Raw genomic sequence first — 19,124 nt, 5'->3', positions numbered from 1 at the left:
CTGAAACTATGGCAGCCGAAAAGACTGCAACTGCAACCAGGACAGTTAAGTTTATCATCACACGCCAGGACACACCGGATTCCGCCCCTTATGAAGAAACGTTTGTCCTGCCCTATAGACCGAATATGAACGTTATTTCCGCGTTGATGGAAATCCGCAGGAACCCTGTCAATGCAGATGGGAAAAAGATTACCCCAATCGCTTGGGAAATGAATTGCCTTGAAGAAGTTTGCGGCGCGTGTTCAATGATCATCAATGGGAAGCCGCGCCAATCCTGCACAGCGCTGATTGACAAGCTTGAACAGCCAATCCGCCTTGCACCGATGAAAACATTCCCGGTTGTCCGCGACCTTCAGGTTGACCGGAGTAGGATGTTCGATTCGCTTAAAAAGGTAAAAGCATGGATTCCGATTGACGGAACGTATGATTTGGGACCTGGCCCGCGCATGCCGGAAACAAAGCGCCAGTGGGCCTATGAGTTGTCCAAGTGCATGACGTGCGGCGTCTGCCTTGAGGCTTGCCCGAATGTGAACAGCAAATCCGACTTCATCGGGCCTGCCCCGTTATCCCAGGTTCGCCTGTTCAATGCCCATCCAACGGGCGAAATGAACAAAGCAGAAAGGCTGAATGCCATCATGGGTGACGGTGGGCTTGCGAACTGCGGAAACTCGCAGAACTGCGTCCAATCCTGTCCGAAAGGTATTCCGCTTACAACATCGATTGCCGTGCTTAACCGCGAAACAACATTCCAGTCGTTCCGCAACTTCTTCGGAAGCGACCGAGTGTAACAGAATAATCGATTTAAAAGCTGTCCCGGTGATTGGGGCAGCTTTTTTGTAATTGAGGAGGCGATGGGGATACACATGATCATAGATAAAAGCCATATGCCGAATATGTAAGCTTTGTTATATAATTGTAGGAAGGAGTATAGGCGGAATGGAGGGGGACGATTGAAAGGAAAGGCAATCTGGCCATTGATCTTTATTTTCACAGGTATAGTGGTTCTTGCGGCCGGGGGCTATCAACTTGCCGAGACAAAGGTAAAAAGCGGGGAGTCGTTAAAGGAAGCCAGAAAGCTCGTCGGTAATGCTTCAAATGAATCCGCGGCGGCTCACCTCCCTGGGCAAGAGGCGGGGGAACAATCCGGCAAACCTGATTTTGGGGAAGTTGTCGGCCTTCTGGAAATCCCAGCGATCAAATCCGAGTTAGCGATTGTGGAAGGGACCGACCCGGATGACCTGAAAAAAGGTGTCGGCCATTATGAAGGCTCCTACTTTCCTGGTGAAGGCGGGCAGATTGTCCTGTCGGGGCATCGGGATACAGTATTCAGGCGCCTTGGCGAGCTGAAGACAGGGGACATATTAACGATCCGGATGCCAAAAACGCACACTCACTATGAAATCACAGCCACGAAAATCGTAGACGCGGAAGATCGATCAATCATTACCCTTCAGAAGGATAGGGAAGAATTGATCCTTACGACATGCTATCCGTTCAGTTATGTAGGAAACGCACCCGAAAGATATATCATTTATGGGAAGCCGCTGAAGAGTAAGTAAAATGAGATGCCTGAAGTATGCTTTTGGAAAAAACAACCTATCATACTTCCAATAATCCTTGATGAAGGCTATAATAAAAATGAATGGATATTCATTCATTTTGAAAGGGGGATGGACGTGTCGAGAATAGGCTATATTCCCTCCTTGCCGGAATGGGAGCGGGAATTCATATTTTATTATCCGGTTAAGGTACGGTTTTCGGAAACAGACATGTATGGGCATCTGAATAATACAGTTCCTTTCATTTATTTTGAGTTGGCAAGAATCGAATTTTTTAAGGAAATCGGCTTCATGGGGGACTGGCTGAAACCGGGGAATCCGTTCATTCCGGTTGTGGCAGACCTTCAGTGCGATTTTTTAAAACAGGTATTTTTCGACGAAAATTTAAGGATTTACGTGAAGGCAGACAAGGTTGGCATATCGTCCGTCGACATCCACTATATGGGCAAAAATGAGTCAGGGGAAATATGTTTCACAGGCCGGGGAACAATGGTCCAGATTTCAAGGGAAACCGGCAAAGGCGCGCCTTGGACCGATGAAATGAAAAACCTTCTCTCCAATCCCGGAAGCCGTTAATCTTCAAGTAAAATCAGTCACTTCTGATGCGTTTATTACATACTATATCGTGACTAAATATATACCCATCCCACGGTTCACAACTGGCGAAGGCAAGGAGGGTTACAATACTTGAAGGATAACGGATTCAGCCATAAACCATTACTCACTAAACGGGAAAGAGAAGTTTTCGAACTGTTGGTACAAGACAAAACAACAAAGGAAATCGCTGGTGATCTATATATAAGCGAGAAAACGGTTCGGAACCATATATCTAACGCCATGCAAAAGCTTGGTGTGAAAGGGCGTTCCCAGGCAGTTGTAGAGCTCCTGCGAATGGGAGAACTTGAACTGTGATCATGACCGGCTATCCGTCCTGGAGGCCGGTCTCAATTTTAAATCCTTGAATTTTTTTCGGAAAAAGTAGAAAATAAGAGCAACCAGGGGACGTGAGGAATACCTATTCCCCAAGGTTCCAGGATGGGAGTGGTTAAAGATGAAACAGGCTGAAACGCAAAAGCTTGATATGAATATAGTCGCAAGCATCGAGAAGGATCTTCGTTACATATCTGGTATCATAAAGCAAAAGGGCCGGGAAATGCTTAGCAATTATACAATAACCCCGCCCCAGTTCGTCGCGCTTCAATGGCTTTTTGAAGAAGGGGATATGACAATCGGCGAGCTTTCGAACAAAATGTACCTTGCCTGCAGCACGACAACCGACCTTGTCGACAGGATGGAGAAGAACAGCCTCGTCATGCGGGTCAAGGATCCAAAGGACCGCAGGGTTGTAAGAATCCATCTCCTAGAGGAAGGCGAACGGATTATTGATGAGGTAATCAAGAAACGCCAGGAGTACCTGCAGGATATTCTAAAGAACTTTTCATCAGACGAAATTCAGCTTCTGCACGGCAACATGACTAAATTGCATCAAGAAATGCGAGGAAAATGAGGCGAGAGGTTTGGAACAGCCAATAGGGATCATTGATTCGGGGGTAGGCGGCCTGACAGTCGCCCGGGAAGTGATGCGCCAGCTTCCAAAAGAAAAGATAATATACCTCGGAGATACGAAAAGATGCCCCTACGGACCCCGCCCGGTCCACGAGGTAAAAAAATTCACCTGGCAATTGACGCGTTTTTTGCTTAAGAAAAACATTAAAATGCTCGTCATAGCCTGCAACACCGCAACAGCGGCCGTCCTGGACGATATCCGCCGGGAGCTCGATATCCCGGTCGTTGGGGTTATTTATCCGGGAGCAAGGGCGGCAATCAAGAACACGAATAACTACCATGTTGGAGTAATCGGGACGATCGGTACGGTAAAGAGCGGGGCGTATGAAAAAGCGCTTAAGTCGCTCGTCAGCCGTGTATCGGTCAAAAGCCTTGCCTGCCCGAAATTCGTTCCGCTTGTCGAGAGCGGCGAAGTAGATGGGGATTTGGCACGAAGGGTTGTCGACGAGACCCTCCAGCCAATGCTTGGGGAAAAGCTGGACACGCTTATCCTCGGGTGCACCCATTATCCTTTATTGGAGCCGCTCATTAAGGAAGCAATCGGGAGCGGGGTAAAGGTAATCAGTTCCGGAGATGAAACAGCCCGCGAGGTCAGCACGATCCTGGATTACCGGGGTATGCTTGAAACCGGTGAGGGAACCCCGGAACACGAATTTTATACAACCGGCTCGGATTTGATCTTTTCACGGATAGCATCTAACTGGCTTGGTTATGAAGTGAAAAATGTCAGGACAATTGAATTGGATTAGCGGACAAGCCTCCAGGAATGGGGGCTTTTTCCTATTATATAGGGCTCGAAATCCAGTTTAGTTGTCACTCAACCCTTGTTTGCATGACAATCCAGAGCCGACATCCATTTGAGTTTTTACAATACCCGTTTTCAGCCTGGTTATTTTTTTGTACCGGGACAGGTTTTTCTTTTCGGGCCTGGTCTATTTTTTCTTAGGGCTCGTATACATGTAGTACAAACTGTCTCAGGAGGGATTCTCATGTCCAATAATAAAAAAACAGTCCTGGCATCGGCTGTTCTTGTTTCTACAATGGCTTTGTCGGGGTGCGGGCTGTTTGGGGCGGAAACGGTGAAAAAGATTGACCCGCCAAAAAGTACGGCGTATACAAAGGACAGCGGACTGGCTAGCTCGATTAAGGACAATGCAGCTCCTGAAACCGAGGATACCGTCAAAACGGAACTTTATCTCATCGATAAGAATGGCTATGTCGTATCACAGACACTTAACCTTCCGAAAACGACCGCGGTGGCTACACAGGCAGTGAAATACCTGGTTGAAAACGGGCCGGTATCGGAAATGCTGCCAAATGGATTCAGGGCGGTCCTGCCAGAGGATACCGATGTTTCGGTAAACATTTCGAAGGATGGGATAGCGACGGTCGATCTTTCGAAGGAATTTAAAAACTATCAGGCTCAAGACGAGGAGAAAATCCTTCAATCGATAACATGGACGCTCACACAGTTCGATTCCGTCAAAAAAGTGAAGCTGAAAATGAACGGCCATGAATTGACCGAAATGCCAGTCAATGGAACCCCAATCACTGATACTCTCTCACGTGAATCCGGAATCAACATTGACACGTCCGGAGTTTCGGATTTAATGAATACACGGCCGGTGACGGTTTACTATATCGGCGGGGAAGAGGGCTCCTATTATTATGTACCGGTGACACGCCGCGTCAGCAATACTGTTGCCAACTCAATCGAAGCTGCGGTAATGGAGCTGGCGAAAGGCCCATCCTCCTCCAACCTCGATAGCTTATTTATGAGCGATGTCAAACTTGTCGAAAAGCCAAAAGTCGAGAACGGAAAGGTTACGCTGAACTTTAACGAAGCGGTATATGGCGGCTTCGACACAAAAATCGTTTCCCAGCATCTCCTTGATGCGCTGGTCCTGTCGCTGACAGAACAGGAAGGGATCAAAGAGGTTGCGGTTCAGGTTAACGGAAAGGCGGAGCTTGTCAAGGAAGATGGCAAAATGCTTGCCGAGCCGGTAACGCGTCCTGAAAAAGTGAACACTGGCAGTTTTTAAATCATGAAATTTGTTATACTATATAATGAAATGAGAGAGGTAGGCCCGAAAAGCCGCCTCTTCTTTATTGATGAAACATAAACCGGGAATGCAGGGAGGAAATGAAATGCGTTTTGATGGCAGAGAGCCGTTGCAATTAAGGCCAATACATATTGACACAAATTTTTTGAAACACCCAGAAGGGTCTGTATTGATTTCGGTTGGGGATACAAGAGTCATCTGCACAGCCAGCATTGAAGAAAGGGTTCCTCCCTTTATGAGGGGCGAGGGAAAGGGCTGGATTACAGCCGAATATTCCATGCTTCCAAGGGCGACTGAGACGCGCAACATCAGGGAATCTTCTAAAGGGAAGGTTTCCGGGCGGACGATGGAAATCCAAAGGCTGATCGGCAGGGCGCTGCGGGCGGTTGTCGACCTCGATGCAATTGGCGAAAGGACGGTCTGGATCGATTGTGATGTCATTCAGGCTGACGGCGGAACAAGGACTGCGTCCATTACGGGGGCCTTCGTTGCCATGGCGATGGCATTGAATGGTTTGGTCGAAAAAAGGGCGCTGGCCCGTTTTCCAATTACAGATTTTCTTGCAGCAACAAGTGTCGGGATTCTTGCGGATGGGCAGCCTGTGCTTGATTTGAATTATGTCGAGGATTCCAGTGCTGCGGTGGATATGAACGTCGTCATGACGGGTAACGGGGAATTTGTCGAACTTCAGGGGACAGGTGAAGAAGCGACTTTCTCACGCGCCCAGCTTGCGCAAATGCTTGAGGCGGCGGAAACAGGTTTGCTCGAACTGATCGAAATGCAAAGAGCTGCGCTTGGTGAAGCCATTTCAGGTAAAATAGACAACAACAGGAATTAAGTAGGCAGGAGGAGACGAACGTTGGAAGAAATAATTATCGCAACTAAAAATCCGGGAAAAGCAAAGGAGTTTGAAGCCATTTTTACCGAAAGAGGGGTTAAGGTCCTGACGCTTCTTGACTTCCCGGATGCACCGGATGTCGAGGAAACAGGAACGACCTTTGCGGAAAATGCCATTCTGAAGGCGGAAACAATCTCACAAAAGCTTGGGAAGCCGGTTATTGGGGATGACTCCGGCCTGATTGTCGACGCTCTTGATGGCCGTCCCGGTATTTTTTCGGCGAGGTATGCGGGTGAACAGAAAAATGACGAAGCGAATATTGATAAAGTGCTTTCGGAATTGAATGGGGTACCTGAGGAAAAGCGGACGGCAAGATTTTTCTGCGCGCTTGCGATGGCAGTACCCGGAGAAGAAACGATTACCGTCGAAGGGACGTGTGAAGGACGGATTTTGGAAGAACGCCGCGGCACGAACGGATTCGGCTATGATCCCGTCTTTTACGTAACTGAATTGGGCCGGGCGATGGCCGAACTTTCAAAGGATGAAAAGAATGCAATAAGCCACCGTGCCAATGCATTGAAGGCTCTTGAACGCGTTCTTGACACGAACGGGCCGGTGGAAGGAAAGTGAAGAAAGTCCTTGTCGTCAGCGACAGCCATGGCCTTGAGGAACCACTTTCGGCCCTGCGGGAAAGGCATCCGAATGTAGATATTTTCATCCATTGCGGTGATTCGGAACTGCCGAAAAATGACGAAGTGCTGGAAGGCTATATCACGGTTGGCGGAAATTGCGATTTTCATCCCGGTTATCCGAATGAGGAACTGATCGAAGTGGACGGGATCAAAATTTTCGTCACCCACGGACATCTTTACTCGGTAAAATCCACGCTAATGAACATCCAGTACCGTGCCCGGGAGCTGGGTGCGAATGTTGTCTGCTTCGGCCACTCCCATTTGCTTGGAGCAGAAATGTCAGGAGGCATTCTGTTCCTGAATCCCGGAAGCATCAGGCTCCCAAGGGGAAGGAAAGAGCGGACCTATCTTATCCTCGCAATCGACGAGAATAATGTCGATTTATCTGTATATGATTTTGAGCGCGGGGAGCTGCCCGATCTTCACCGGGTATTCTCTCTCGAAGCGTAAAGTGAAGGGGCAAATTTTTTTGCCCCTTTCCCAATAAAAATTCGTTGACAATCAATTGTTTGCCTACTATAATGATAAATGTTGTCGCACTTACCTGGTTGCTAAGTAAGGGCGGGTGGCGATGAAAACAAACATGTCCCAGTAGCTCAGCACGCTGAATACACTTCAGTGAAGAAACATCAGCGCACCGCCGAGCCGCACCTTGCATATGCTAACTGAGGCAGGGTTGGAAAATAAAAACTAAATACTTCTTTATAATTATGTCCCAGTAGCTCAGCAGGATAGAGCAACGGCCTTCTAAGCCGTCGGTCGGGAGTTCGAATCTCTCCTGGGACGCTATAAACCGGAAAAACCGGCCATCTCATTTCGAGGTGGCCGGTTTTTTATATGAAAATACCAAGGCGATTAATCGTCCTAGTTGGCGGTGCGGCCTGGAAAACGCACAACGTCCAAATTGTTTTTTGACCAGTGCCGTGCTACACTTTTTTCAATAACGACCTAAGGATGATCTGCCATGAAAAAGAAGGGCCGCGAGAATATTGTCTTTTTTCCGGATGTGGAAAGGCGGCTTGCAGAAAAAGGAATTGAGGCCTTACAGGAAAAGCGGTTTAATGAAGCGATTGCCCTCCTTGAGCAGGGGCGTGAACTGGACCGGTCCAATAGCGATATCGCAGCCGCTTTGGTGCTTGCGTATTTTGAAGCGGGAGCGTTGAGAAGTGCGAAAGAGCTTTGCAAGGAAATGCTGCTGGAGGGAGCGGGCGATTATTTTCAGCTTGTGGAAATGTACATCACGATTCTAATCCAGCTGCATGAATACGGGGAGATTACGGAAGTTCTTGAAGCGCTGTTTGATGAAAGGGAGGTTCCGGCAGAAAAGCGGGAACACTTTCTGACAATCCTGCAATTTTCCAAAAGATTGGCCGACAATAATCCGCTACCAAATGCCGTTTCCGAACTCGGTGAAATCGAAGAAGTTAGCCTGGAGGAACAAATTCTGCCCGGGGAAATAGATTTTTTTAAGATACACGATCTTAAGGAACAAGTGAGGATAGCGGGCATTTTGGCCGGGCAGAACATCCAGCCATTCCTGCCGGAAATCACCCGGTTCTTGAGTGAGAAAAAAGGGCATCCCTTTTTCAAAACCCTTCTCCTAAACCTGCTGCGGGAGCAAAACGTCGACAGCAATATTGTTATAAGGAAGTTTGGCGTTGCCGAAAAGGTCAATCCCGTATTTTTGCCGGCTTTGCACGAGCTTTTCCAGGAGCATGAGACAGGCAGAATCCTCGCGGAGGAACTTGAGCACCGCGACCCCGTCCTGCTCGAGAACGTCTTAAGCCTGGTCCAGCGTTACTACTTTGTTGCATATCCATTTGAATTGGAACCCGGGAACCCATCAGCATGGGCTGCGGCTTTCCATTTCATCGCCTTGTCATACCTTGGGTCCTCACATGATCTTGAAGCAATGGCCAAGTTTTATAAGGTGAAGAAGGAGGAGGTTGAGAACGCCATTCATTGGGTTCGGAAGGTGGTTAACACAGTTTTCTGAAAATTTATCCAAAATGCAAAAAAATGTTAAGAGCTTTAATTTAGTAGTAAAATAAATTCTAAGGATGTTTCTTCCAACCTTACAAACAAACCTATATAGGTTCTAGAGAGTTTTCAGAGAATCTGGATTAACTGGAAATTCTTCTGGAATGAGTTCTTACTACAATGCGAGGAGGGGTAGGATGCCAAGGAAAAGGAATGAACAGGCGATTACCTTTACGGGAACCATTGTCAGTCCTCCTATCAACGGATTGATGATTCTCGACGAGCTTATGAGAAAATTTCAATCGGCTAAGCGTTTTTCGCGTGAACGCATCTTTGATGGAATGGACAGAAAGACGGCCGTAGCCGAGGCAAAAGCGCTTTTCCTGCCCAACTCCCGTTATATGAGGGATGCGTTCCTTGAAGCGGAAGCGTCCATTTCCTCGCAGAAGGAATTGCTGCCCCTGTATGTGGAACAGTATAAAACAGCGATACAAAAAATAGAAAAGAAAATAGAAAAAATCAGGAATTCCAAAAAGAAAAATAAAGAAGATCTTATTCTGTATCAACAGTCCCGCATCAAAAAATTAATCAAGAAGATGAATTATTATCTGTACCACATCCAAAACGGCAGCGTCCCAAAAGTGGTCGATGGGACGAAAAAAAGGCTGATTCAATTAAATAAACATAAAATCACCAAACAAGAATGGATTGATTCGAGGACCAATGCCCTCTATTCAAGAGGGGAAGCTTCAAAAGGCGGGAACGAAAATATCAAATTGGATTTTTTACAGGACTGTTCCTTGGAAATGAACGTATTGAATCCATTATCCTCCAAGAAGAATGACCGACTATTCTTTGAAGTGAAATTCTCTGAAAAACACCTCTTTACGATTCTCACCCACCTTGCAAGCGGACAGGCCTATAGTGTACGAATCCTTCGGGAAAACGGTAAATACTATGTCCATGTAACCTTCAACCAACCACTCTCATCCACCTATGATTTTTCAAAAGGCTGTGCCGGCATCGACATTAATCCCGATAATATTGCGGTTACGATTGTCCATCCGAACGGAAATTTCCGAGCGAGTAAAGTTTTTTGGATGGAAGATATCAACCACGTACATTCCAACCGACGGGATTGGATCATTGGGAATACTGTTGCTTCTGCGATCGGCTGGCTAAAGTTACTTGGAATTGAAACCATAGCCATTGAGGACTTATATTTTAAAAACGACTTAAGCAAAAACGCCAAGTTCAACCGTATGAGCAGTAACTTTGTCTATCGAAAAATCATCACCACCCTGATTTCCAAGTGTATCAAAGCAGGCGTTTCCCTTGCGCAGGTCCCGGGCTATTACTCTTCTTTAATCGGGCGGGTAAAATATCAAAAAACATACGGATTGTCCATTCATCAAAGTGCCGCCCTTGTATTAGCGCGCCGTGCCATGGGGTTTAATGAAAAAATTCCGAAACAAATGATGTCAGTCCTTTTTGCCAAGGAAGCAAAAGAGGGGCCTCAGCCAAGTGATTTATTCAAACATTGGAAGAAAGTGCAAGCCTGGTTCTCCGCTGTAAAGGATAAGGCCTACAAAAATAATGAGCAATATAATCATTGGTTTATTAATGACTTTATTAGGTACGCCTCAATAAATGAATAAAGTAAGAATCTTTAAGCCTTTATTTTAGTACGGACATTCGTTAGAATGTAAAAATTCCGATGGAAGGATTGCCGTAAGAGGATAAAGGTAGCCCAGGTAACTCCTGCCCTATGGTGCGCTCATTACGAGACCGAAAGATATAGGTGTTCGCAAGAAGGCTAAACCCTAGACCAGCGGAGGGTTGGACGAACGTCTTTACTGAAGAATCTAAGGTGAATGGTATAATTTGTTATGATTTGAAGGAGCTGGAGGAAATTTCATATCCGATATTTTAGCCGCCAGAGTTGAAAGAACAAAATCGTGTGCTATAATGTAATGGTTGCAATATGTAAACATACAATGATTTACATAAAAAAGTGCGATTCTACCATTGGTAAAATAGGAAATAGATAGCTGGAGGGAACAAAATGTCTGCTACATGGGAAAAATTAGAAGGGAACCGTGGGGTTCTTACTGTAGAAGTTGGCGAAGAAAAAGTTAAGGAAGCATTGGACTTCGCTTTTAAAAAGGTTGTAAAAAAAGTAAATGCGCCTGGTTTCCGTAAAGGCAAAATGCCTCGCCCACTTTTCGAAAAAATGTATGGTGTTGAAGCATTGTACCAGGATGCAATCGACTACCTTCTTCCTGAAGCATATTCAAATGCAATCGATGAAACAGGCATCGAGCCAATCGACCGCCCTGAAATCGATGTTGAGCAATTTGAAAAAGGCTCAAACTTTATTTTCAAAGCAACTGTTGAAGTAAAACCGGAAGTGAAGCTTGGCGACTATAAAGGCCTTGAAGTGGAAGAATTCGATACAACTGTTACCGATGAAGACGTAAACAAGGAAATCGAAACTCTTCAGACTCGCCACTCCGAGCTTGTTGTAAAAGAAGAAGGAAAAGCTGAAAACGGCGATACAGTCGTTATTGATTTCAAAGGGTTTGTTGATGGCGAAGCATTCGAAGGCGGAGAAGCTGAAAATTATTCCCTTGAGCTTGGTTCAGGCTCCTTCATCCCTGGTTTCGAAGAGCAGCTTGTAGGAGTTGCCGCTGGAGAATCCAAGGACGTTGAAGTTTCTTTCCCGGAAGAGTACCATGCAGCTGAGCTTGCTGGAAAGCCTGCAACATTCAAGGTAACAATCCATGAAATTAAAGCAAAGGAACTTCCTGAGCTTGACGACGAATTTGCAAAAGATGTTGATGATGAGGTTGAAACACTTGATGAGCTGAAAGCTAAAATCAAGGAACGCCTTGAGCATGACAAGAACCACCAGAAAGAACACCAAGTTCGTGACTCCGTAGTTGAAAAAGCAGCTGCAAACGCAGAAGTTGAAATCCCTGAGGTAATGGTCCGCAACGAAACTGACCGTATGCTGCAGGACTTCGAACAGCGCCTGCAAATGCAAGGCATGAACCTTGAGCTGTACTTCCAGTTCTCCGGCCAGAACGAAGAAGCTCTTCGCGACCAAATGAAAGGCGATGCTGAGCAGCGTGTCCGCGCAAGCCTTGTCCTTGACGCGATTGCGGAAGCCGAAAAGCTTGAAGTCACTGAAGAAGACATCAATGCCGAGCTTGAAAAAATGGCAGGAATGTACAACATGACTGTAGAAAATATCGTGAATGCTCTTGGCGGAACGGAAGGAATCAAATCCGACCTTCAAAAGAACAAAGCAGTTGAATTCCTGATTGAAAACAGCAAAACTGTTTCCAAGCCAGAGTAATAACAGACAGGGAGCAGTCGCGAGCTTGTTGCCCGTGGCAATGAGCCTGGACAACCTGTTTGGGGAATTTCTGTAAAGCATTTATCCGTCGCACTGTGTGGTGGCGTGAATAAAAATGACGTAAAAGAAAACAAGGCGCGAGTATTCGTGCCTTGTTTTATACAATTTTACGGAAACATATTATAATGAATATATACATAATAAGAAAATCATGGTTGTTCTTCAAAATTAGGCTTAAGCAGCGGGAAAACTGGATATGCTTAAAGGAGTACATATTTTTACGGAAACAAACCGGCAGGCTGGATAAAAATGGAGAGGCTGAATCCAGTGTTACAGAGAGTTAATTGTTTCAGTCAACATACAAAATGTGGTACAATGCAATACATAACGCTACTTTGCTTTTTGGAATTCATAATGCTTTCCATATAAGCTTGCCGGTAGACGCAGCTTTTAATAATGTTAATCCGTTCTTTGAGGGGTGAAAGGTTTGTTCAAATTTAATGATGAAAAAGGGCAATTGAAGTGCTCCTTCTGTGGAAAAACACAGGATCAGGTAAGAAAACTTGTTGCCGGGCCTGGTGTATATATATGTGACGAATGCATCGAATTATGTACCGAAATCGTCGAAGAAGAGCTTGGCACCGAGGAAGAAGTTGAATTCAAGGACGTTCCAAAGCCAAGGGAAATCCGCGAAATTCTTGACGAGTATGTCATTGGCCAGGAAAAAGCGAAAAAGTCTCTGTCTGTAGCGGTATACAACCACTACAAACGTATCAACTCCAATAGCAAAATCGATGATGTGGAACTAGCCAAGAGCAACATCTGCATGATCGGGCCGACAGGAAGCGGGAAAACCCTCCTTGCGCAGACACTTGCGCGCATTCTTAACGTGCCGTTTGCGATTGCCGATGCAACTTCGCTTACAGAAGCGGGGTATGTTGGTGAGGATGTTGAGAACATTCTCCTGAAATTGATCCAGGCCGCAGACTATGATGTCGAAAAGGCCGAAAAGGGAATCATTTATATCGATGAAATCGATAAGATTGCCCGCAAATCCGAAAATCCATCCATTACACGGGATGTTTCCGGTGAAGGCGTCCAGCAGGCGCTTCTGAAAATCTTGGAAGGTACTGTTGCGAGTGTTCCTCCACAAGGCGGAAGGAAGCATCCGCATCAGGAGTTCATCCAGATCGACACGACCAATATCCTATTCATTTGCGGTGGAGCATTTGACGGAATTGAACCAATTATTAAACGCCGCCTAGGCCAAAAGGTTATTGGCTTTGGTTCCGATGTTAAACAGCAGGAAATCAGCCAAAAGGAACTTCTTTCTAAGGTTCTTCCTGAAGATCTCCTTAAGTTCGGCTTGATTCCGGAATTCATCGGGCGCCTTCCTGTAATCGCGAGCCTCGAACAGCTTGATGAGGACGCGTTGATTGAAATTTTGACAAAACCAAAGAATGCCCTTGTGAAGCAGTATCAAAAAATGCTTCAACTGGACGAAGTTGAGCTGGAATTCGAGGATGAGGCACTTGTTGAAATTGCCAAAAAGGCGATTGAACGCAAAACAGGTGCGCGCGGACTCCGTTCCATCATTGAGGGTATCATGCTGGATGTCATGTTCGACCTTCCTTCCCGAGATGATATTACGAAATGCATCATTACGAAGGAAGCGGTCGCTGACAACAGCATTCCAAAGCTAATCCTTGAAGATGGCACCGTCATCGAGGAAGAACGCAACTCCGCTTGAGCGGATATGAAAAAATAAATTAAGCCAAGCTGCCCGGAAATTAATCCGGGCAGCTTTATTTTATTGTCTGGAAAAGTAAACATTTGAACCTTATGACCAACCCTTAAGAATTTCACTTTGCTGTCCAAACCTCAAGTATCTTTGGATACACATCTTTTGAAAATTCACTTTACTGTTCTTTGTGGAATAAACATTGCCAATGCCAGCTTTTTCCCTTTCTGTCCTCTTCATGGAAACGAGTTTCTTACAGTTTTTTGTTTAGTGATTCCTTACAACGGAAATACTATCAAATATCGGAACTATGTTTTTTCAGGAGGGAAAAGGATGAGTTGGACCGGAATCGCCCTATTTATACAACTCTTCTTTGGGATTATAATCGGGTTGTATTTTTGGAATTTGTTACGCAACCAGCGTACCCAGAAAGTCTCAATCGATAAAGAATCACGCAAGGAAATGGAACAGCTCAGGAAGATGAGGGCCATTTCGCTTACGGAGCCACTCGCCGAAAAGGTTCGGCCGGCAAGTTTTGACGACATTGTTGGCCAGAAGGAAGGCATTAAGGCCCTCAAGGCAGCACTATGCGGTCCGAATCCTCAGCATGTCATCATTTATGGGCCGCCAGGGGTTGGAAAGACGGCAGCAGCAAGACTCGTATTGGAAGAGGCTAAAAAGAATTCAAAATCCCCGTTTGAACCATCCTCGGTCTTTGTTGAATTGGATGCGACGACAGCGCGATTTGATGAACGCGGCATCGCGGATCCCCTAATCGGTTCAGTGCATGACCCAATTTACCAGGGCGCCGGGGCAATGGGCCAGGCGGGAATTCCACAGCCAAAGCAGGGCGCGGTAACGAATGCCCACGGAGGCGTATTGTTCATTGATGAAATTGGCGAGTTGCATCCTATCCAAATGAACAAGCTTCTGAAAGTGCTGGAGGACAGGAAGGTGTTTCTTGAAAGCGCCTACTATAACGAAGAAAATGGCTCCATCCCAACTCATATCCATGATATTTTTAAAAATGGCCTTCCGGCGGACTTCCGCTTAATCGGGGCTACGACCCGGACGCCGAATGAAATCCCGCCGGCAATCAGATCGCGCTGCATGGAAGTTTTCTTCAGGGAGTTAAGCCAGGAGGAAATCAGTATCGTCGCGAAAAAGGCGGCCGATAAAGTGGGGATGTCGATTCCGGAATCCGGGCTCGAAATCCTATCGAATTACGCACGGAATGGGCGCGAAGCAGTCAATATGGTCCAGACCGCGGCCGGGCTGGCGATTACGGAAGACAGGAAAGATATTAAAGAGGAAGACATTGAATGGGTAATCCATTCAAGCCAGGCGACTCCGAGGATGGAACGGAAAATCAACGATATCCCGTGTATTGGCCTTGTAAACGGCCTTGCTGTGTATGGGCCGAACTCCGGGGCCCTGCTTGAAATTGAAGTGACGGTCATCCCTGCAAAGGAGAAGGGATCGATAAACATCACCGGCATCGTCGAGGAAGAAAGCATCGGTGGCCAGGGGAAATCGATTCGCAGGAAATCGATGGCGCGGGGTTCAATTGAAAATGTGATTACCGTTCTCAGAACGATGGGAGTCCCGGCGGATGAATACGATATCCACGTAAACTTCCCGGGCGGAATTCCAATTGACGGTCCATCTGCGGGAATTGCGATGGCAACAGGAATTTATTCGGCCATTTACCAGGTTCCGGTAGATAATAAGGTGGCAATGACAGGCGAAATCTCAATCCATGGAAATGTAAAGCCGATTGGCGGTGTTTTTGCTAAAGTCATGGCAGCGAAGAAAGCCGGAGCAAAAACGGCCATCATCCCAGCTGAAAACATGCAATCCATCCTGAAGGAAATCGACGGCATCAACATTGTGCCGGTTAACCATTTAAGTGAAGTATTTGAAATTGCGGTCGCCAAAGATGTGCCAAAAAGCGCAGCATCCCCTAAAAGCGTTGCCAATATGCTCCCGGATCTCGGCGAAGGAAACGTCATAACCGCAGCCAACCAGCTATCCAAGAAAGAATCGGTTTAATGCGCCCTGCGGAAAGCGTGTGCCCGGGGTGGAAACCAACAGCATAGTGAAGGACATTAATAAGCCACGATAACCAACAACGGAAACTTCGGTTGCATTGCAGGGCCGAAGTTTCTTTTTTCGGAAAAGAAGGGGCATACTCCCAGGCGGCCATTACAATACTAAGAAGTGTGCGGCCCTTTTTTACAAATGGGAGCAGTAACGATATATTAGACACGGTTTCCCAAATAAGATAGAATTGTACAAAGACAAATCCTAACTTTAGGATAATTGAATGCATGTTGGAGGTGCAAGGGTAATGGCGGAAACGAATGAAAAAGTCGTCCCCCTTTTGCCGCTTCGGGGATTGCTGGTCTATCCAACGATGGTTCTCCATTTGGATGTAGGCCGGGAGAAATCCGTTCAGGCACTCGAAAAAGCGATGGTTGATGACCATCTGATTTTTTTAACTACCCAAAAGGATATTTCGATAGATGAGCCATCCGAGGAAGACCTGTATACCATCGGGACGCTGACAAAGGTCAAGCAGATGCTCAAGCTTCCTAACGGTACGATCCGCGTATTGGTGGAAGGTCTTAACCGTGCGAAAATAGTGTCATTCGAAGATTTGGATGATTACTTTTCTGTCGCCGTCGAACTGTATGAGGACAAGGTAACGAAGGATGTTGAAGACCAGGCTTTAATGAGGACGATGCTGGATTATTTCGAGCAATACATAAAGATGTCGAAAAAAATCTCTGCGGAGACATACTCTTCTGTCGCCGACATTGAAGAGCCTGGCAGGATGGCGGATATCATTTCTTCCCACCTGCCGTTGAAACTAAAGGACAAACAGGAGATTCTTGAAACAATCGATGTGAAGGAACGGATGGCCAAGGTCGTCGACATCATCCACAACGAAAAGGAAGTCCTGAACCTTGAAAAGAAAATCGGCCAGCGTGTGAAGCGGTCGATGGAACGGACCCAGAAAGAATACTATTTGCGTGAGCAAATGAAAGCCATCCAAAAGGAACTTGGAGAAAAAGAGGGCAAGACAGGCGAAATCGCAGAACTGACGGAGAAAATCGAGCTTTCCGGCATGCCGGAAAATGTCAGGGCTACCGCATTCCGCGAACTTGACCGCTATGAAAAGGTCCCTTCAAGCTCGGCGGAAAGCGCGGTTATCCGCAATTATATCGATTGGCTTGTGGCACTGCCATGGACGAAGAAAACCGACGATGACCTGGATATCGACCGGGCTGAAAAAATCCTGAACGAGGACCATTACGGCCTGGAAAAGGTCAAGGAGCGGGTGCTGGAGTACCTCGCTGTCCAAAAGCTGACCAATTCCCTAAGAGGTCCGATCCTTTGCCTTGCCGGCCCTCCGGGTGTCGGAAAAACAAGTTTGGCAAGGTCGATTGCACGGTCACTGAACCGGAATTTCATCCGCGTCTCGCTCGGCGGGGTGCGTGATGAATCGGAAATCCGCGGCCACAGAAGAACGTATGTCGGCGCGATGCCAGGCCGGATTATCCAGGGGATGAAAAAAGCGGGAACAACGAATCCTGTTTTCCTCCTTGATGAAATTGACAAGATGTCGAGCGATTTCCGCGGGGATCCTTCTGCGGCGATGCTTGAGGTGCTCGATCCGGAGCAGAATTACAATTTCAGCGACCATTATATTGAAGAACCGTATGACCTTTCAAAAGTGATGTTCATCGCAACGGCGAACAACCTGGCAACCATTCCCGGGCCGCTTCGTGACCGGATGGAGATCATCACGATTGCCGGCTATACCGAAATCGAAAAGGTCCATATTACAAAGGATCATTTGCTTCCAAAACAAATCAAGGAAAACGGCCTTTCAAAAGGCACCTTGCAGGTCAGGGAAGACGCGATTCTGAAAACCGTCCGCTACTATACGAGGGAAGCGGGTGTCCGAAGCCTAGAGCGCCAGATGGCGACGATTTGCCGGAAAACGGCGAAAATCATCGTTGCCGGCGAGAAGAAGAAGGTTGTCGTCACCGAAAAGAACCTTGAGGAATTCCTTGGCAAGCCGAAGTTCCGCTATGGCCAGGCCGAGCTTGAGGACCAGGTTGGTGTCGCGACCGGCCTGGCGTATACGACCGTTGGCGGAGACACATTGCAAATTGAAGTTTCCATCTCTCCGGGGAAAGGAAAGCTTGTCCTGACCGGAAAGCTTGGCGATGTCATGAAGGAGTCGGCCCAAGCGGCTTTCAGCTACATCCGCTCAAAGGCGGAAGAGCTAGGCATAGAGCCAGACTTCCATGAAAAACATGATATCCATATCCACGTGCCGGAGGGCGCTGTACCAAAAGATGGCCCGTCTGCAGGGATTACAATCGCTACGGCTCTTGTTTCGGCGCTTTCAGGGCGGCCGATCCGCCGCGAAGTCGGAATGACCGGCGAAATTACGTTGCGGGGCCGAGTGCTGCCGATTGGCGGATTGAAGGAAAAGACATTAAGCGCCCATCGTGCGGGGCTCACGAAAGTGATTTTACCAAAAGATAACGAAAAAGATATTGATGATATTCCAGAGAGTGTGCGCAATGAAATGCAATTCGTGCTTGTTTCCCATGTGGATGAGGTGCTGAAGCACGCGCTGTCGGATGGGGGAAGTGTATGAAGGTAACAAGTGCGGAGATTGTGATTAGTGCGGTGAAGCCGGATCAGTATCCTGATTCGGCTTTGCCGGAGTTTGCGCTTGCCGGCCGTTCGAATGTCGGCAAGTCGTCGTTTATTAATAAAATGCTGAACCGTAGGAGTCTGGCGAGGACGTCGTCGAAGCCGGGGAAGACGCAGACGCTGAATTTCTACCTTATTAATGAAGAGCTGTTTTTCGTGGATGTTCCTGGGTATGGGTACGCGAAGGTGTCGAAGAAGGAGCGCGAGGCGTGGGGAAAGATGATTGAGACGTATATCACGACGCGCGAGCAGTTGAAGGCGGTCGTCCTGATTACGGACCTTCGCCATCCGCCTACTTCGGATGACAGGATGATGTACGATTTCCTGAAGCACCACGGCATCCCTTGCATCATTATCGCGACGAAGGCTGATAAGATTCCGAGGGGAAAATGGCAGAAGCATTTGAAGGTGACAAGGGAGACGCTTGAGGTGGAGAAGGATGACCCGATTGTCCTGTTTTCCTCGGATACGGGGGAAGGAAGGGACAAGATGTGGGCGCTTTTCCAGGAATATATGGACTGATTGGATTGTAGAATAGTACAGGAAAAGGCCTGGCAGCAAGGATTGGAGAACAACCCTTTTGCCAG

Annotated in this window: 17 protein-coding genes and 1 tRNA gene; all 18 read left to right on the top strand. The window is 47.0% G+C overall.

Annotated elements, in window-relative coordinates; all coding sequences use genetic code 11:
* The first annotated feature begins 8 nt into the window (after positions 1–8).
* The 18 genes from sdhB to yihA all read left to right on the top strand — a co-directional run bounded on the left by sdhB (position 9) and on the right by yihA (position 19,059).
* Entirely contained in the window at positions 9–788 is a 780-nt protein-coding gene (gene sdhB / locus ADU24_RS14565) for a succinate dehydrogenase iron-sulfur subunit (protein WP_053368948.1), read from the top strand.
* Positions 789–950: 162 nt separating this feature from the next.
* A complete protein-coding gene (locus ADU24_RS14560) occupies positions 951–1,559 on the top strand; it encodes a class D sortase (protein WP_053367316.1) in 609 nt (202 codons plus the stop codon).
* A 111-nt stretch (positions 1,560–1,670) separates the two neighbouring features.
* Complete coding sequence (locus tag ADU24_RS14555) at positions 1,671–2,135, top strand: acyl-CoA thioesterase (protein WP_156324586.1); 465 nt, start codon at positions 1,671–1,673, stop codon at positions 2,133–2,135.
* Positions 2,136–2,246: 111 nt separating this feature from the next.
* Positions 2,247–2,471 (top strand): helix-turn-helix domain-containing protein, encoded by a 225-nt coding sequence (locus ADU24_RS14550; RefSeq protein WP_048825928.1) that lies wholly within the window; start codon positions 2,247–2,249, stop codon positions 2,469–2,471.
* Positions 2,472–2,610: 139 nt separating this feature from the next.
* A complete protein-coding gene (locus ADU24_RS14545) occupies positions 2,611–3,066 on the top strand; it encodes a MarR family winged helix-turn-helix transcriptional regulator (RefSeq protein WP_053367315.1) in 456 nt (151 codons plus the stop codon).
* 10 nt (positions 3,067–3,076) lie between these two features.
* Positions 3,077–3,874 carry a glutamate racemase gene (racE, locus tag ADU24_RS14540; RefSeq protein WP_053367314.1) on the top strand — a complete coding sequence of 266 codons (798 nt, stop codon included), beginning with the start codon at positions 3,077–3,079 and terminating at the stop codon, positions 3,872–3,874.
* A gap of 240 nt (positions 3,875–4,114) precedes the next feature.
* Complete coding sequence (locus tag ADU24_RS14535) at positions 4,115–5,167, top strand: GerMN domain-containing protein (RefSeq protein ID WP_053367313.1); 1,053 nt, start codon at positions 4,115–4,117, stop codon at positions 5,165–5,167.
* Positions 5,168–5,273: 106 nt separating this feature from the next.
* Positions 5,274–6,026, top strand: coding sequence for a ribonuclease PH (gene rph / locus ADU24_RS14530; RefSeq protein ID WP_053367312.1), 753 nt, complete (start codon positions 5,274–5,276; stop codon positions 6,024–6,026).
* A 21-nt stretch (positions 6,027–6,047) separates the two neighbouring features.
* Entirely contained in the window at positions 6,048–6,656 is a 609-nt protein-coding gene (locus ADU24_RS14525; RefSeq protein WP_053367311.1) for an XTP/dITP diphosphatase, read from the top strand.
* Positions 6,653–7,168, top strand: coding sequence for a metallophosphoesterase (locus tag ADU24_RS14520; RefSeq protein ID WP_053367310.1), 516 nt, complete (start codon positions 6,653–6,655; stop codon positions 7,166–7,168). Before ADU24_RS14525 ends, ADU24_RS14520 begins: the two co-directional genes overlap by 4 nt.
* A 262-nt stretch (positions 7,169–7,430) precedes the next feature.
* A tRNA-Arg gene (locus ADU24_RS14515) sits at positions 7,431–7,504 on the top strand.
* A gap of 178 nt (positions 7,505–7,682) precedes the next feature.
* Positions 7,683–8,714 (top strand): tetratricopeptide repeat protein, encoded by a 1,032-nt coding sequence (locus ADU24_RS14510; RefSeq protein ID WP_053367309.1) that lies wholly within the window; start codon positions 7,683–7,685, stop codon positions 8,712–8,714.
* Positions 8,715–8,895: 181 nt separating this feature from the next.
* The gene (locus ADU24_RS14505) at positions 8,896–10,356 is read left to right on the top strand and encodes an IS200/IS605 family element transposase accessory protein TnpB (RefSeq protein WP_053367308.1); all 1,461 of its coding nucleotides are present in this window, start codon (positions 8,896–8,898) and stop codon (positions 10,354–10,356) included.
* Between the two features lie 407 nt (positions 10,357–10,763).
* Positions 10,764–12,059 carry a trigger factor gene (gene tig, locus ADU24_RS14500; RefSeq protein ID WP_053367307.1) on the top strand — a complete coding sequence of 432 codons (1,296 nt, stop codon included), beginning with the start codon at positions 10,764–10,766 and terminating at the stop codon, positions 12,057–12,059.
* Between the two features lie 487 nt (positions 12,060–12,546).
* Positions 12,547–13,809, top strand: coding sequence for an ATP-dependent protease ATP-binding subunit ClpX (gene clpX, locus ADU24_RS14495; RefSeq protein WP_053367306.1), 1,263 nt, complete (start codon positions 12,547–12,549; stop codon positions 13,807–13,809).
* 324 nt (positions 13,810–14,133) lie between these two features.
* Complete coding sequence (gene lonB / locus ADU24_RS14490) at positions 14,134–15,852, top strand: ATP-dependent protease LonB (RefSeq protein WP_082306926.1); 1,719 nt, start codon at positions 14,134–14,136, stop codon at positions 15,850–15,852.
* A 298-nt stretch (positions 15,853–16,150) separates the two neighbouring features.
* A complete protein-coding gene (gene lon / locus ADU24_RS14485; RefSeq protein WP_053367305.1) occupies positions 16,151–18,478 on the top strand; it encodes an endopeptidase La in 2,328 nt (775 codons plus the stop codon).
* On the top strand, positions 18,475–19,059 hold the full coding sequence (gene yihA, locus ADU24_RS14480) for a ribosome biogenesis GTP-binding protein YihA/YsxC (RefSeq protein ID WP_053367304.1): 585 nt from the start codon (positions 18,475–18,477) through the stop codon (positions 19,057–19,059). The genes lon and yihA overlap by 4 nt, the downstream gene beginning before the upstream one ends.
* Positions 19,060–19,124: the final 65 nt, after the last annotated feature.

The organism is Bacillus sp. FJAT-27245, from assembly GCF_001273955.1.
Lineage (GTDB): Bacteria > Bacillota > Bacilli > Bacillales > Cytobacillaceae > Bacillus_D.
This window is presented reverse-complemented; position numbering and strand designations above follow the sequence as displayed.

Coding starts and splice junctions, on each gene's coding strand:
- sdhB (WP_053368948.1), top strand. CDS start 9: ATGGCAGCCGAAAAGACTGCAACTGCAACCAGGACAGTTAAGTTTATC.
- ADU24_RS14555 (WP_156324586.1), top strand. CDS start 1,671: ATGGACGTGTCGAGAATAGGCTATATTCCCTCCTTGCCGGAATGGGAG.
- ADU24_RS14545 (WP_053367315.1), top strand. CDS start 2,611: ATGAAACAGGCTGAAACGCAAAAGCTTGATATGAATATAGTCGCAAGC.
- ADU24_RS14535 (WP_053367313.1), top strand. CDS start 4,115: ATGTCCAATAATAAAAAAACAGTCCTGGCATCGGCTGTTCTTGTTTCT.
- rph (WP_053367312.1), top strand. CDS start 5,274: ATGCGTTTTGATGGCAGAGAGCCGTTGCAATTAAGGCCAATACATATT.
- ADU24_RS14510 (WP_053367309.1), top strand. CDS start 7,683: ATGAAAAAGAAGGGCCGCGAGAATATTGTCTTTTTTCCGGATGTGGAA.
- ADU24_RS14505 (WP_053367308.1), top strand. CDS start 8,896: ATGCCAAGGAAAAGGAATGAACAGGCGATTACCTTTACGGGAACCATT.
- tig (WP_053367307.1), top strand. CDS start 10,764: ATGTCTGCTACATGGGAAAAATTAGAAGGGAACCGTGGGGTTCTTACT.
- lonB (WP_082306926.1), top strand. CDS start 14,134: ATGAGTTGGACCGGAATCGCCCTATTTATACAACTCTTCTTTGGGATT.
- lon (WP_053367305.1), top strand. CDS start 16,151: ATGGCGGAAACGAATGAAAAAGTCGTCCCCCTTTTGCCGCTTCGGGGA.
- yihA (WP_053367304.1), top strand. CDS start 18,475: ATGAAGGTAACAAGTGCGGAGATTGTGATTAGTGCGGTGAAGCCGGAT.